This is a genomic window from Acidithiobacillus ferriphilus (assembly GCF_018854775.1).
Classification (GTDB): Bacteria; Pseudomonadota; Gammaproteobacteria; order Acidithiobacillales; family Acidithiobacillaceae; genus Acidithiobacillus; species Acidithiobacillus ferriphilus.
This window is the reverse complement of record NZ_JAAZTY010000208.1, coordinates 1-13,048: the sequence shown is the minus strand read 5'-3', so window position 1 is coordinate 13,048 and position 13,048 is coordinate 1. Positions and strand designations below refer to the sequence as shown.

Here is a 13,048-nt window from a genome sequence, read left to right as displayed (position 1 = left end):
TGCAACATGACGCGCCCGAACTGCGCAATCCGGTGCAGGGCCTCGCCATGCCCAGGGCGGAGCAACGTCTGCCCGATTGGCTGACCGTAGACCAGGCCCGCGTGCTGATGCAGCCCATCCCCCCCCCCGGCGCAGCCGAGGATCAGAAAGACTTTATCCGCCTGCGTGATCAACTGATCCTGGAACTGCTGTACTCCAGCGCCCTGCGCGTCAGCGAACTGGCAGGACTGAATGTAGGCGACCTGGATTATCATGGGGGTACGGTGCGGGTGTTGGGCAAGGGCCACAAGGAACGCATCGTACCCGTGGGTCAGCCCGCCTGGGCGGCACTCCGCGCCTACCTTGCGCTGCGCCCGGCGATGTCTGCAGGCGAAGAAATAGCGCTTTTCATCAATCAACGCGGCCGGCGACTCAGCGTGCGCAGCATCCAGATACGGGTCAAAAAACTGGGTGAGACGCGATTGGGACAAGCGCTGCACCCCCATACCCTGCGCCATAGTGCTGCCAGCCATCTGTTACAATCGTCCGGCGACTTGCGCGCGGTACAGGAATTCCTGGGCCATGCCGGTATTGGCACCACCGCCATCTATACCCATATGGATTATCAGCAATTGGCGCAGGTCTACGATCAGGCGCACCCGCGATCACGACGCGATGCCCAGGATACGAAACATTTTGAGGAAAAAGCATGACAGATTCGCAGCAAATGCATGGGACAACGATTCTTTGTGTCCGCCGGGGGAGCAACGTGGTCATGGCGGGAGATGGCCAGGTGACCCTCGGCAATACGGTGATGAAAGGCAACGCCCGTAAGGTACGCCGTATAGATCCTGGCGTCCTGACCGGTTTCGCCGGAGCTACGGCGGACGCTTTTACCCTGCTGGAGCGTTTTGAGGCCAAACATAAGGCTCACCCCGGTCAGTTGGCCAAAGCCGCCGTGGAACTGGCCAAGGAGTGGCGCACCGATCGGGTACTGCGCCGTCTGGAGGCCATGCTCGCCATCGCCGATGACAAACAAAGTCTAATTATTACCGGGCAAGGAGACGTACTGGAGCCAGAATACGGCATCATCGCCATCGGTTCCGGCGGGCCGTACGCCTTGTCAGCGGCGCGCGCCCTGCTGGAAAATAGCGACCTGCCCGCCCGCAGCATCGCCGAACGTGCCCTAAGCATTGCTGGCGACATCTGCATTTACACCAACCACAACCACACGATTGAAGAACTATGAGCATGTCTGAAATGACCCCCCGCGAGATCGTCCAGGAATTGGACAAGTACATCATCGGCCAATCCGAGGCCAAGCGTGCCGTGGCGATTGCCCTGCGCAACCGCTGGCGGCGCGGGCAGGTGCCGCCGCCACTGCATCAGGAAATCACTCCCAAAAACATCCTGATGATCGGGCCCACCGGGGTCGGCAAAACGGAAATCGCCCGACGTCTGGCGCAACTCGCCAACGCCCCCTTCATCAAGGTTGAAGCTACCAAGTTCACCGAGGTGGGCTACGTGGGTAAGGATGTGGAATCCATCATCCGCGATTTGACCGAAACCGCTGTAGATATGATCCGCAACGAACGGCAGGTCGCGCTGCGCCAGCGTGCTGAGGAACTGGCCGAGGAGCGGATCATCGACATCCTCATCCCCGGCCCCCGCGACAGCACTGTGCCGCGCAGCGATGAGGGTACGCGCCAGAAATTTCGCAAAATGCTGCGCGAAGGCAAACTGGACTCGCAGGAAATTGAGATCGAAGTGAGTGCGCCCAAGGGTGGTGTAGAGATCATGGCCCCGGCGGGCATGGAAGAAATGACCAATCAGCTCCGCGATATGTTCTCCAACATGGCACCAAGCAAAACCAGCACGCGACGCGTCACCGTTAGCGAAGCGCAGCGTCTATTGACGGATGAGGAAGCCGCCAAGCTGGTCAATGAAGAGGAAGTCCGCGCCCTGGCGCTGGAGCGGGTGCAGTCCGGCGGCATTGTCTTTATTGATGAGATCGACAAGGTAGCAGTGCGCGCTGGCACGCAGCAGGGCTCGGACGTTTCCCGGGAAGGCGTGCAGCGGGATCTGCTGCCACTGGTAGAAGGTTCCAATGTGAGCACCCGTTACGGCGTGGTAAAGACCGACCATATCCTCTTCATCGCCTCTGGTGCCTTCCACCTCAGCAAGCCTTCAGATTTGATTCCAGAGCTGCAAGGCCGCCTGCCCATTCGCGTGGAACTGGAAGCCCTCAGTGCGGCAGATTTGGTACGCATACTGCAGGAACCGGAGAATGCGCTGGTCCGGCAGTACAGCGCCTTGCTGGCCAGCGACGGGGTAACTTTGCACTTTACTCAGGGGGGTGTGCAGCGCATTGCCGAGATTGCTCAGCAGGTCAATGAGCGTGTGGAGAACATCGGGGCTCGGCGATTACACACCGTCATGGAGCGGTTGCTGGAAGATGTGGCTTTTGTCGCGCCGGACGGCGGCGCTACTGCCCTGGAAGTCGACGCTGCCTATGTGGACAGCCGCCTGAAGGATCTGGCGCAGGACGAGGATTTGTCCCGCTATATTTTGTGATGCGGTAACTGTACCGCGAGCTCAGGGCTTAATGTAGAGGGCACCGGCCTCCTGGGCATCGGCGATGGCAACGACCCCGGCGGCAACCAGTTGGCTGCCTAGCGGGCGGTCATCGGGATCCAAACCCAGATTAAGCAGGCTATTTTCACAAAAATCGACCCGCACTCCGGCGCTGATGCGATCTTCTATCTCGCGCCGCCAATGGCCCTTCGCCCAGAGGGACATGGGTGCCTGACCATTCGCGATGACCCGCAAACTCCGCTCGGGAGCCGCTGTCTGAGCATTGCGAACATTGGCCAGCAGATTAGGCCAGCGACCGGCGTCGTCGACGTGGAAAAGCAGCACTGCGCTCAAGCGGTCGCCAGCATCTGCTGACGCAACTTGTCCATACTGCTTTTTTCCAGTTGCCGCACCCGCTCTGCCGAAACACCCAGTTCATCGCCCAACACCTGCAAGGTTTTAGGGTCTTCGCTCAGCCAGCGGTTCTCAATGATGTAGCGATCTCTCTGGGGCAGAATGGACAACGCCGTGTGCAAGGCCTTGTGCTGATGCTGATCCCAGTCTCGTTCCGCCAGTTGCTCTACGGGAGACCCGGTGGGATCCGCCAACTCCAGGACACGCCCACCCTCTCCGTCCTCATTGGGTTCGAGGTTGAGCGAATAGTCATAGCCGGACATCCGCCCTTCCATCTCCAACACCTGCGCCTGGGTAACGCCCAGATCGTCCGCGATGGCGGCACTTTCCTGGCCACCCATCCAGCCGGTGTGGGTGCGACTGGAACGGAGGTTGAAAAACAGTTTGCGCTGCGCCTTGGTAGTGGCCACTTTGACAATACGCCAGTTGCGCAGGATGAATTCGTGGATCTCCGCCTTGACCCAATGCACCGCAAAGGAGACCAGACGTACGCCATGATCCGGGTCGTAGCGCTTCACCGCCTTCATCAGCCCGATATTACCTTCTTGAATCAAGTCGGCTTCTTGCAAGCCATACCCTCGATAACCCCGCGCTACCCGCACCACAAAACGCAGGTGGCTGAGCACCAGATCCTTGGCCGCATCCACATCATCGTGATCACGCAGGCGCAGAGCAAGATCGCGCTCTTCTTCCGGTTGCAGAAGCGGTTGAGCGTTCACAAAACGCAGGTAGGCCGCCAGCCCGTCGGGGCTGACCAAATCTCTACTGGCTATCGCAAGTTCTTTCATAGCAATCCTCATGCACCGTCATGCGTAGTTGGACTCCGAATACGACCGCATGTTCCGTTTTGCGGAGTCTCGCCTCAGGAAAAAGTATGGTCGAGGTGCCGCCCCACTGCAAGGCGCGACCCCAACCAACCGAGAAGCGCACTGGCGGCGACGAGAATAAGACCCTGCCCGGAATTCAGACCCAGCAAATGGAAGCGGGCCCCATAGAGTTCCGCTAATTGTTCCACCGGTCCCTGTAAAACGGTTACCGTAATAGCGACGATAAGCCAGGCGATCATCCCGGCAACCGCCCCCTGAAACAGGCCCTGATACAGAAAGGGACGGCGAATGAAGGCGCGGGTAGCACCTACCAGACTCGCCACATCGATTTCGTCACGCCTCTGGGCAATGTGCAGGCGGATCGTGTTACCCATGACGAGGATCGCCCCCACGGCGAGTAATCCTGCGAGAATCCACACCGCGCGCTTGCCTAAAGCAAGGATCGCCTGCAAACGCGCCACCCAATGCAGGTCTGATTGCGCACTGGCTACCCCCGGTTGCCGGCCCCAATAGGCTACCAGTGTTTGCAGCTCAGATGGACTCTGTGCCAGCGGGTTCAGTTCGACCACAAAAGAGGCCGGCAAGGGGTTTTCACCTAAGGTCTGTATGGCCGCCGTCATCCCGGCGTGGTGCTCAAACTCCGCCAGCGCCGCCTCTTTGCCCACATAACGCACACTCGCCACCCCGATGCCGCGTTCGAGCAGGACCTGGAGATTCTGAACCTCTGCGGCAGAGGCGTCCCGGTGCAAAAAGAGGGAGATCTGCGCTTGATCCCGCCATTGCCCCAAGAGTTGCTGGAGATTGTTGAGGGCAGCAAAGAGACCCACCGGAAGCGCCAGAACGATAGCCAGCGCCAGCACGGTCATGAACGTGGCTACGGGCTGCTTGATCAGCGTATCCAGCGCATTTTTTGCCGCTTCCAGACGGATATGGAGATTCACGCCTTGTCCTCCTCAGGAGTGTGCAGACGGCCCTGTTCCAGGTGAAAAACCGGTAGGCCGAGACGGTTGACTTGCGATTGGTCATGGGTAGCCACCAGCACGGTCGTTCCGTGGTGATGAAAGTCGCGGAAAAGATCAAGAATCTCCGTACTCAGGGAGTTATCCAGATTGCCCGTCGGTTCGTCCGCAAGCAGAATTTCCGGAGTGTGGACGATGGCACGGGCAATGCCCACGCGCTGCTGCTCACCGCCAGACAGGACCGCGGGCAAATCCTGCGCCCGATCCCCCAGCCCCACCTTCTCCAGCGCCGCCCGTACCCGGCTTTGTATCTGCCGGCCAGTAAGGCCTCCCACCTGCAAGGTCAGCGCCACGTTGTTGAACACATCGCGATCCATCAGCAGCTTATGGTCCTGAAAGACGACACCGATCCGCCGCCGGTAGGCGGGAATATGACGGCGCCCGAGGGTGGAGACATCGACGCCATTGACCATCAGCGTGCCGCGACTGACATCCTCCAAACGCAGAAGCAGCTTGAGCAGCGTGCTTTTACCGGCGCCGGAAGGCCCGGTCAGCAGGGCCATCTCACCTTTACGCAAGTGCAGATTCACCTCGCGGAGGACGTGATGCCGTCCTGGGTAATGCTTGGTGACGTTGATAAACTCGATCATGGCTTCGACTCCGCAAAAAGGGCATCGACAAAAGATTCGGGGTCAAAAGGACGTAGATCTTCGACCTGCTCACCAACACCGATATAGCGAATGGGAATGGGCACGGCCCTGGCAATGGCCGCCACCACGCCACCTTTGGCGGTGCCATCCAGCTTGGTGATGCAAATACCCGTCAACCCTATCGCATCGTGAAACTGACGCACCTGATTAAGGGCATTCTGGCCGGTGCCCGCGTCCAGCACCAGCCAGATCTGTTGTGGCGCCTCCGGGTCCTGTTTGCCAAGGACCCGCTTGATCTTCTTCAATTCTTCCATGAGATGACCCTGGGTATGAAGGCGTCCGGCGGTATCGGCGATGAGCAACTCGCTGCCGCGCGCGCGGGTCGTAGTCAGCGCATCAAAGATCACGGAAGCGCTGTCGGCGCCCGTCCCCTGCGCCACCACGGGCACCTGCACCCGTTTACCCCAGCCCTGTAACTGCTCCACGGCGGCGGCGCGGAAGGTGTCTCCGGCGGCGAGGACAATACCGAAACCCTCCGCCTTCCAGTGCGCAGCCAGCTTACCGATGGTGGTCGTTTTACCCGCGCCGTTGATACCCACCATGAGCAATACCTGGGAGCGCCCCTTCTCGGGCGACCAAGGTTGCGCGTGGGGACGCAGGATGTCGAGGAGTGACTCGCGCAACGCCGTCTGGAGCGCGTTGGGGTCCGTGAGTTCCTTGCGATGTACCCGCTCCGCCACGCTGTCCATGATTTCCCGGGTTGCAGCCGTGCCCAGATCAGCTTGCAGCAGTAAGGCTTCCAGGTCTTCCAGCAATTCCGCATCAATAACCTTTTTACCGCGTACCAGACGCCCCACGCCCTCGACCAATTGTTCCCGGCTTCGGGTCAGGCCTTGTCGAAGACGGGAGAAAAGCCCTTTTCCGGGTGTATCGGAAAGGGCTTCTGTCGGCATGGACTCTTCTGCTATAGCTGGCGCCACAACAATCGGAGAAATCGCCCCTTCGGGTGACGTTTCCCCCGCGGGAAGGCTTTTGTTACGCTTGAACCAGTCGAACACCATTGGGCTAAGCAAACCTCAGACACTATGAATTTCTTCATTATCCACCGAAGGGCGACATCGAACAATGCGTGCAATGTCATACCACGCCATGAGCGGCGTTTCTTGCCGCGGAATCGGCCCATATGAGCGTCTCTATTATTGCGGGTCGCCACCGCGGGCGACGGTTGCTCACCCCAGTCGGTCGTTCCCTGCGCCCTACACCGGGTGCGGTACGCGAGACGCTATTCAACTGGCTGGGAGGACAGGTGGCCGGAGCACGGGTGCTGGATCTTTTTGCAGGTAGCGGTGCGCTGGGCCTGGAGGCCTGGTCACGCGGCGCGCGCGAAGTGGTCTTCGTCGAGAAAAACCCACAACACCGCCAACTCTTGTCCCGGAATCTGGCCGCCTGCGGCGTAGCGGCACAGCAGTTAGCTGGCACAGATGCATGGGGATACCTGCAACATTGCCCCCGACCCTTCGATATCATCTTTGCCGATCCGCCCTTCGACCAAGGCTGGCCTACGCGGATGGCCCCCATATTGTGGAATGGTCAGCAGATCGCTGCGGAAGGTTGGCTGTATCTGGAGACCTCCGCTGCAGAACGATGGGATGACGCCGCCATCCCCAACCATTGGCGCACTTATCGGCGCGGCCGCTGCGGCGATTCGCATCATACTCTCTATACCATTTTGCCGGAGCATCTCCATGACTAAGCCCCACACAGAACGCCGAATTATTTATCCCGGCACCTTCGATCCCATCACGAATGGTCATGAGGATCTGGTGCGGCGCGCAGCCGCACTGTTCGACGAGGTCGTGGTGGCGGTAGCCGCCCAAACGGCGAAAACGACCATTTTCCCTCTCGCAGAACGGGTCGCGCTCGCCAAGGCAACTTTAGGCGGGATTCCAGGGGTGCGGGTACGCCCCTTTCCTGGCCTGCTGATTCACCTGCTTCAGGAGGAAAAGACCCATCTTATTCTGCGTGGACTGCGCGCCATATCGGATTTTGAGCATGAGTTTCAGCTGGCTTCCATTAACCGACGCATGAATGCCCAGATTGAGACCCTCTTCTTGATGACCTCCGATCAGTACACTTTTCTCTCTTCCAGCCTCGTGCGTGAAATCAGTCGTCTGGGGGGAGATGTGGACGCCTTCGTCCAGCCTTCCGTGGCCGCCGCCTTAAAGCAGCACTTTTGTGTCGGCATGGACCCCAAGCTTACGGAAAAGTAGAATATGACGTTGCCTTGCGGAGGATATTGATGTCCCTATTCATTAACGATCAGTGCATCAATTGCGATGTCTGCGAACCGGAATGCCCCAACAACGCCATCAGCATGGGTCCACAGATCTACGTCATTGACCCCGATCTTTGTACGGAGTGTGTCGGTCACTATGACACCCCGCAATGCATGGAGGTCTGCCCCGTCGACTGCATCCTCAGCAACCCCGACCATGCAGAGTCACCGGAAACCCTGAAACAAAAATTTCTGCGGCTTACGGGGCAGTGCTGAGCGCTTCCCGCAACAGATGGAGCAATGGCGCCGAATAATGCTCGAGACGGGCCATCTGCTCCTGCACAATCTGCAGACTCTGCCGTAGTTGCTGAATGCGGGTATCAATATTGCCCACGGTCTGAGCAATACTTTGCAATGCGTTGAGCTCCTCTTCGGCATTGTCGTGAAAAACCTGCAGTTGCTGGTTCATGACCGCCATGATCTCATCTACCCAGGTCTCTGCCTCCCGCCTGGTTTCGACGACAAAATCGCGGGTTCGACTGGCTACGGTCAGAAAAGCCTTACGCACCACGGCACTTTGGGTGTTCACGGCGATCTCCAGCTTCATCCCGAAGCGCTCATAATTTTCCGCCATATCCATGAGCTCCGTCCGTCGCGGCATAATGGCATAGGGCACCGTCCGCAAGGCGGGTAAACGATAACGGCTCTGCAACACCTGATACTCCCCGGCCACCAGTGCCGATACCTGCTGCGCACCCTGCTGCGCCTTGTCAAAATGGGCTATGACCTCCGCGAAGAAAAGTCTGAAACGTTCGACGATACCTGCTGTCGTCCATACGGAAAGCATCTCCGCTTTGGCGTTGCTGATCACAAGATCAAAGGAAGCGGGTGCCAGAGGGACGAGCAGACACTCTTCAACTGCCTGACGGAAGGCCGCTTTTTTCCCCTCGAAGGCATGCCGGTCTTGCTCAAAGCTTTGGAGTAACCGCTGATGTTGTGCCACCAGTTCGGGCACTTTCTCAGCCGTCCGATCCTTGAGGCTGCGCACACTCTCTATCTGCGCCGTGATTCTATTCATTTGTTCATGCAGCAGATTTTTCTGGTCCACGACGGCACGTTCTACCAAGACCCGGCACCTTGCCTGGATGGCCGCTCGCCGTGCGGGCAATAATACCTCCGCAATGGAACGCTCCAAGGCCGCCATTCCGCTACGTTCAAGCAGTTTCTGATCCTGGCGGATTCGGGCGATGAGCCCCTTCTGACCGGAGACTGGAATAACCTGCTCACGAGGAATACGCAGCCGCTCCGCCGTTTTGTCCACCTGCTGCTCAATTTCTGCCACCACCCCAGACCAGTCACGCAATTCGTCCCAGAGGGTATCAATCTTGTTGAGGAGCACAATTTGCTTCTGGTGCGCATTGCGCATCAGATACTGTTCCCAGATGGTCAGATCGCTTTGGGTAACGCCGGTGTCCGCACCCAGCACAAAAATAATGGCGTCCGCGTCGGCGAGCATACCGAAAGTCAGTTCGGGTTCCGCACCGATGGCGTTGAGGCCAGGGGTGTCCAGCACCGTGAGACCGGCATCCAACATAGGATGTGTCAGATAAAGCAGGGCGTGGCGCCAGCGCGGGATAAGCACCTTACCGAGGCCACAGGAGGGACAAATGGTGCGCTCGCGGTCTTTGGGCGTACGATTGAGCGGTGGGCAAAGTCCGATGCGACGGGCATCCTCAATCGCCACACAAAGCGTTTCCGTAAGATGGGCCAACGCCTGGCACCGTTCGTTTTTTTCTTCCAGCACCAGCGGCAATCGCGTCCACGCGCTCCCCGCCCTTTTGAGTTTTTCGATGCTGACATCGAGGCTGCGGCTGGCAATGGGCAGGAGCTGCAAACCCGGCCGCCCCTGCGGCGCGCCGCGAATCTCCACGGGACACATGGTGGTCTGGCCGGGACTGGAAGGCAGCAGACGCGCCCCCATATCCGCGAAAAAGAGGGCGTTAATCAACTCGGTCTTGCCCCGCGAAAACTCGCCGACGAGGGCGATACGCAAGCTGTCCTGCTCCGTTTCATAAGCCAAGGTTTCCAGTTGCAGCATGGTCCCACTGGGCAGCAGACCCAGATCGGCTGTCAGCGCCGCCATTTCATGAAGACCGTCAATCACTTTTTGCCGCCAACCATTTAACGCGCGCAGCCCCTGCAGAATGGGGGATGTCTTCAACAAATGCTCTTCACTCATGCTTACTCCCGACTGGTCAGCGCTGACAATGGGAACAATAGGTCGTCGCTCGGCCACTGATACGGATATCGTGTAACAGCGCCCCACACTGCGTACAGGGTTCCCCTTCTCGCCCATACACCGCAAGAGATAGTCGAAAATAGCCATTTCTGCCATCGGGCCGGGTAAAATCGCGCAGGGTCGTTCCGCCCTGGGCAATAGCTGCCTCCAGAATATCGCGCACTGCCTGCACCAGCTTCCCATAGCGCGGCAGAGCAACGCGCCCCGCGTGGCGGCGCGGATCGATACCCGCCGCGAACAAAGACTCATTGGCGTAAATATTGCCGACGCCGACGACGATATGGGCATCCATGAGAAAGGATTTAATCGGCACCTGTCGGTTTCGGCTCCGCCGATACAGGTATTCTTCCGTAAAATCGACGCCTAGTGGCTCCGGCCCCAGATGCCGGAGGAACGGATGCCGGTCGGGATCGGCAACCCAGCACACCGCGCCGAAACGGCGCGGGTCATGGAAGCGCAAGCACAGACCGTCGGTAAAGAGCAGATCGACATGATCATGTTTCTGCACCGGGGTGCTTTGCGGGAGGACGCGCAGGTGTCCGCTCATCCCCAGATGGATCAGGATCGCTCCCTGTTCCAGGTCGAGCAGAAGGTATTTGCCCCGTCGCCGGAGATTGAGCAGGCGCTGCCCGGCCACCCGCCCGGCAAGATCGGCGTTCACCGGCAGACGCAGGCGACTATCCCGCACCACGGCACCCTCCAGACGCTGTCCCAGCAGATGGGGGGCAATACCCAGACGGGTGACCTCGACTTCAGGCAATTCGGGCATGGTTAATTCCTTATTCCGCTGCTCACGCGTCCGCGTCCGGCCAGATCGCGGCAGGTTTGCACCGCACCGAAACCAGCGTTGTTGAGCAGGCCGCGCACCGCCTTCCCCTGATCAGGGCCATGCTCCAGCAATAGCACGCCCTGCAACGAAAGTCGCTCATACGCACCGGCAATGATGCGTTCCAGGCACTCCAAACCGCTGGGACCGGCCACCAGGGCTTCCCAAGGCTCATGACGCAAATCAGGAAGGTGTGAATCGTTATCGGCCAGATAAGGGGGATTGGCCACAATCCGATTAAACCGCAAGGCGCTATCCAGTGGTGCGTACCAGTCACCCTCCAGCCAGTGCACCTGCGGCGCCAGAAGCGCACCATTGGCGCGCGCGACCTGTAACGCCGCCGGGCTGCGCTCCACGGCCCAGACCTCCGCCAGCGGTCGCGCCTGGGCAATGGCCAATGCAATGGCCCCGGAGCCTGTACCAAGATCAAGCACCCGCACCGCGTCATTCTCTGCCAACCCCTCAAGGGCCAGAGTCACCAAGGTCTCGGTATCCGGGCGAGGGATCAGCACCGCGGGAGCCACGCACAGATCCAGTCCGTAGAATGACCACTCGCCTAAGCAGTAGGCCAAGGGCACGCCTGCGAGGCGCTGCGTGAGTAGTACGGTAATCCGGGCCTCCTCCTCTGCGGAAATTGGCATCAACGCATCACGCAGTAGCGCCGCCCCATCCAGTCCCAGAGCGGCGGCCAACAACCAGCGTGTTTCCTGCTCTGGCTGATCACTCAATGCGCGCAGTTGGTCGCGCAGAGCATACTGCCAGTCACGCAGACTGCGTGATGGATTGTGCGTTACGCCCGAATCAGAGGTCATCACCCAGATGCTGCAGGAGATCGGCCTGATATTCTTTGATCAGCGGTTCGATAACGGCGTCAAGATCTCCCGCCAGCACCGCCTCCAGCCGATACAGCGTAAGATTGATACGATGATCGGTGATTCGCCCCTGCGGAAAGTTGTAGGTACGGATACGCTCGGAGCGATCTCCGGAACCCACCAGCAGGCGCCGGGTCTGCGCCGCCGCACTTTGCTGCTTCTCCTGCTCTTGTTCCAGCAGACGCGCCTGCAACAGTGCCATGGCTCGCGCCCGGTTTTTGTGCTGGGAACGGTCTTCCTGACAGGTCACCACCAAACCGGAGGGAATATGAGTGATGCGGATAGCGGAGTCGGTCTTATTGATGTGCTGCCCGCCCGCACCACTGGCCCGGTAGGTATCAACGCGCAAGTCGGCGGGATTGATGGTGATCTCGCTCACCGTATCCACCTCGGGCAGCACTGCTACCGTACAGGCGGAGGTATGGATACGGCCCTGCGCCTCGGTCTCCGGCACCCGCTGCACCCGATGCCCGCCCGACTCGAATTTCAGACGGGAATAAGCGCCGCGGCCGCTGATTTCCAGAACGATTTCTTTGTAACCACCACGTTCCGAATCAGAGGCGGAAAGGATAACCACGGCAAAACCTTTATTCTCCGCATAGCGGGTATACATCCGGGCCAGCACTCCCGCAAAAAGTGCTGCCTCCTCACCACCAGTCCCCGCCCGTATCTCCACAAAGACATTACGATCATCATTGGGGTCCTTGGGCAGCAAGCGCACCCGCAGGGACTCTTCGAGCTGATCAAGTTCAGCCTGTGCCGCCGCCACTTCTTCACTGGCCATGGCACGCAGTTCCGCATCCCGCTCGTCCATCATCATGCGCTCGGCGTCATCTCGATCCTGCCGCCGCTGCTCATGACGACGCAGCAGGTCCAGCACCGGGGCGATTTCTCCCAACTCTTTGGAAAGACTTTGAAAACGCTGCGCATCGCTCGCCACATTCGGGTGCGCCAGCAACTGACTTAATTCATCAAAGCGAAAGGCCAACTGCTCCAGTTGGCCTTGCAAACGCGGGCTGAGACTCATCCTTCGGCGTCGCTGAGATGAAAGAGGATATCGAGTGCCGCGACAAGACTTTCGTTGGTCGCATCCTGACAAGGCTGGCGAAGGGTTGCAATGGGATCGTGAAGGACTTTATTCATCAACGCCTTGGAAAAGGCATCCAAGACTGCGAAGGGATCCTGCCCCTGATTCAGGTAATGCGTAAAGCGCTGCAGCTCTTCCTGGCGCCGCTCCTCCACATGATCACGCAGGCGACGAATGGCAGGCACCACATCCAGGCTTTCCCGCCACTGCTGGAACTCAGCGACCTCATCGGCGATGATCAGCTCTGCTACCGCCGCCGCCTCGCGGCGTGCGCGCATGCCTGCCT

Annotated in this window: 15 protein-coding genes and 1 pseudogene; 6 read left to right on the top strand and 10 right to left on the bottom strand. The window is 59.3% G+C overall.

Going from position 1 to position 13,048, the window contains the following annotated elements; translation table 11 throughout:
- From HF921_RS12350 to hslU, 3 genes are all read left to right on the top strand, one after another.
- Positions 1–692: tyrosine-type recombinase/integrase (locus tag HF921_RS12350; protein ID WP_215893911.1), on the top strand; the 692-nt coding region annotated here is incomplete at its 5' end.
- Positions 689–1,228, top strand: coding sequence for an ATP-dependent protease subunit HslV (gene hslV, locus HF921_RS12345; protein ID WP_014028037.1), 540 nt, complete (start codon positions 689–691; stop codon positions 1,226–1,228). The genes HF921_RS12350 and hslV, both read left to right, overlap by 4 nt.
- 2 nt (positions 1,229–1,230) lie before the next feature.
- Positions 1,231–2,553 (top strand): ATP-dependent protease ATPase subunit HslU, encoded by a 1,323-nt coding sequence (hslU, locus tag HF921_RS12340; protein ID WP_215860484.1) that lies wholly within the window; start codon positions 1,231–1,233, stop codon positions 2,551–2,553.
- A 21-nt stretch (positions 2,554–2,574) separates the two neighbouring features.
- Here hslU and HF921_RS12335 read toward each other — a convergent pair whose 3' ends face one another.
- From HF921_RS12335 to ftsY, 5 genes are all read right to left on the bottom strand, one after another.
- Positions 2,575–2,898: a DsrE family protein gene (locus HF921_RS12335; RefSeq protein WP_319025494.1), complete on the bottom strand. Its 324-nt coding sequence runs from the start codon at positions 2,896–2,898 to the stop codon at positions 2,575–2,577.
- A gap of 5 nt (positions 2,899–2,903) precedes the next feature.
- On the bottom strand, positions 2,904–3,755 hold the full coding sequence (gene rpoH / locus HF921_RS12330; RefSeq protein WP_064219199.1) for an RNA polymerase sigma factor RpoH: 852 nt from the start codon (positions 3,753–3,755) through the stop codon (positions 2,904–2,906).
- A 74-nt stretch (positions 3,756–3,829) separates the two neighbouring features.
- Positions 3,830–4,735, bottom strand: a complete 906-nt coding sequence (gene ftsX / locus HF921_RS12325; protein ID WP_215893027.1) for a permease-like cell division protein FtsX — start codon at positions 4,733–4,735, stop codon at positions 3,830–3,832.
- A complete protein-coding gene (gene ftsE / locus HF921_RS12320) occupies positions 4,732–5,403 on the bottom strand; it encodes a cell division ATP-binding protein FtsE (protein ID WP_064219201.1) in 672 nt (223 codons plus the stop codon). The genes ftsX and ftsE overlap by 4 nt, the downstream gene beginning before the upstream one ends.
- Entirely contained in the window at positions 5,400–6,356 is a 957-nt protein-coding gene (gene ftsY, locus HF921_RS12315; RefSeq protein WP_226834596.1) for a signal recognition particle-docking protein FtsY, read from the bottom strand. The genes ftsE and ftsY overlap by 4 nt, the downstream gene beginning before the upstream one ends.
- A gap of 230 nt (positions 6,357–6,586) precedes the next feature.
- Here ftsY and rsmD point away from each other — a divergent pair, with 230 nt between their 5' ends.
- Genes rsmD through HF921_RS12300 form a run of 3 tightly spaced genes read left to right on the top strand, consistent with a single transcriptional unit; the run spans position 6,587 to position 7,954 of the window.
- Positions 6,587–7,156, top strand: a complete 570-nt coding sequence (rsmD, locus tag HF921_RS12310; protein ID WP_215860487.1) for a 16S rRNA (guanine(966)-N(2))-methyltransferase RsmD — start codon at positions 6,587–6,589, stop codon at positions 7,154–7,156.
- Positions 7,149–7,673, top strand: coding sequence for a pantetheine-phosphate adenylyltransferase (gene coaD / locus HF921_RS12305; protein ID WP_064219204.1), 525 nt, complete (start codon positions 7,149–7,151; stop codon positions 7,671–7,673). The genes rsmD and coaD overlap by 8 nt, the downstream gene beginning before the upstream one ends.
- A 29-nt stretch (positions 7,674–7,702) precedes the next feature.
- Positions 7,703–7,954, top strand: coding sequence for a YfhL family 4Fe-4S dicluster ferredoxin (locus tag HF921_RS12300; protein ID WP_064219205.1), 252 nt, complete (start codon positions 7,703–7,705; stop codon positions 7,952–7,954).
- Here HF921_RS12300 and HF921_RS12295 read toward each other — a convergent pair.
- The 5 genes and pseudogenes from HF921_RS12295 to HF921_RS12275 form a co-directional block, all read right to left on the bottom strand.
- Positions 7,938–9,917 carry a dynamin family protein gene (locus tag HF921_RS12295; RefSeq protein WP_215893909.1) on the bottom strand — a complete coding sequence of 660 codons (1,980 nt, stop codon included), beginning with the start codon at positions 9,915–9,917 and terminating at the stop codon, positions 7,938–7,940. The genes HF921_RS12300 and HF921_RS12295 overlap by 17 nt on opposite strands.
- 16 nt (positions 9,918–9,933) lie before the next feature.
- Positions 9,934–10,746 (bottom strand): bifunctional DNA-formamidopyrimidine glycosylase/DNA-(apurinic or apyrimidinic site) lyase, encoded by an 813-nt coding sequence (mutM, locus tag HF921_RS12290; protein WP_064219207.1) that lies wholly within the window; start codon positions 10,744–10,746, stop codon positions 9,934–9,936.
- 2 nt (positions 10,747–10,748) lie between these two features.
- Positions 10,749–11,615, bottom strand: coding sequence for a peptide chain release factor N(5)-glutamine methyltransferase (prmC, locus tag HF921_RS12285; RefSeq protein ID WP_215893908.1), 867 nt, complete (start codon positions 11,613–11,615; stop codon positions 10,749–10,751).
- Positions 11,605–12,702, bottom strand: coding sequence for a peptide chain release factor 1 (gene prfA / locus HF921_RS12280; RefSeq protein WP_064219209.1), 1,098 nt, complete (start codon positions 12,700–12,702; stop codon positions 11,605–11,607). Before prfA ends, prmC begins: the two co-directional genes overlap by 11 nt.
- Positions 12,699–13,048: pseudogene (locus HF921_RS12275) on the bottom strand (glutamyl-tRNA reductase); the annotation flags it as partial. The gene prfA and the pseudogene HF921_RS12275, both read right to left, overlap by 4 nt.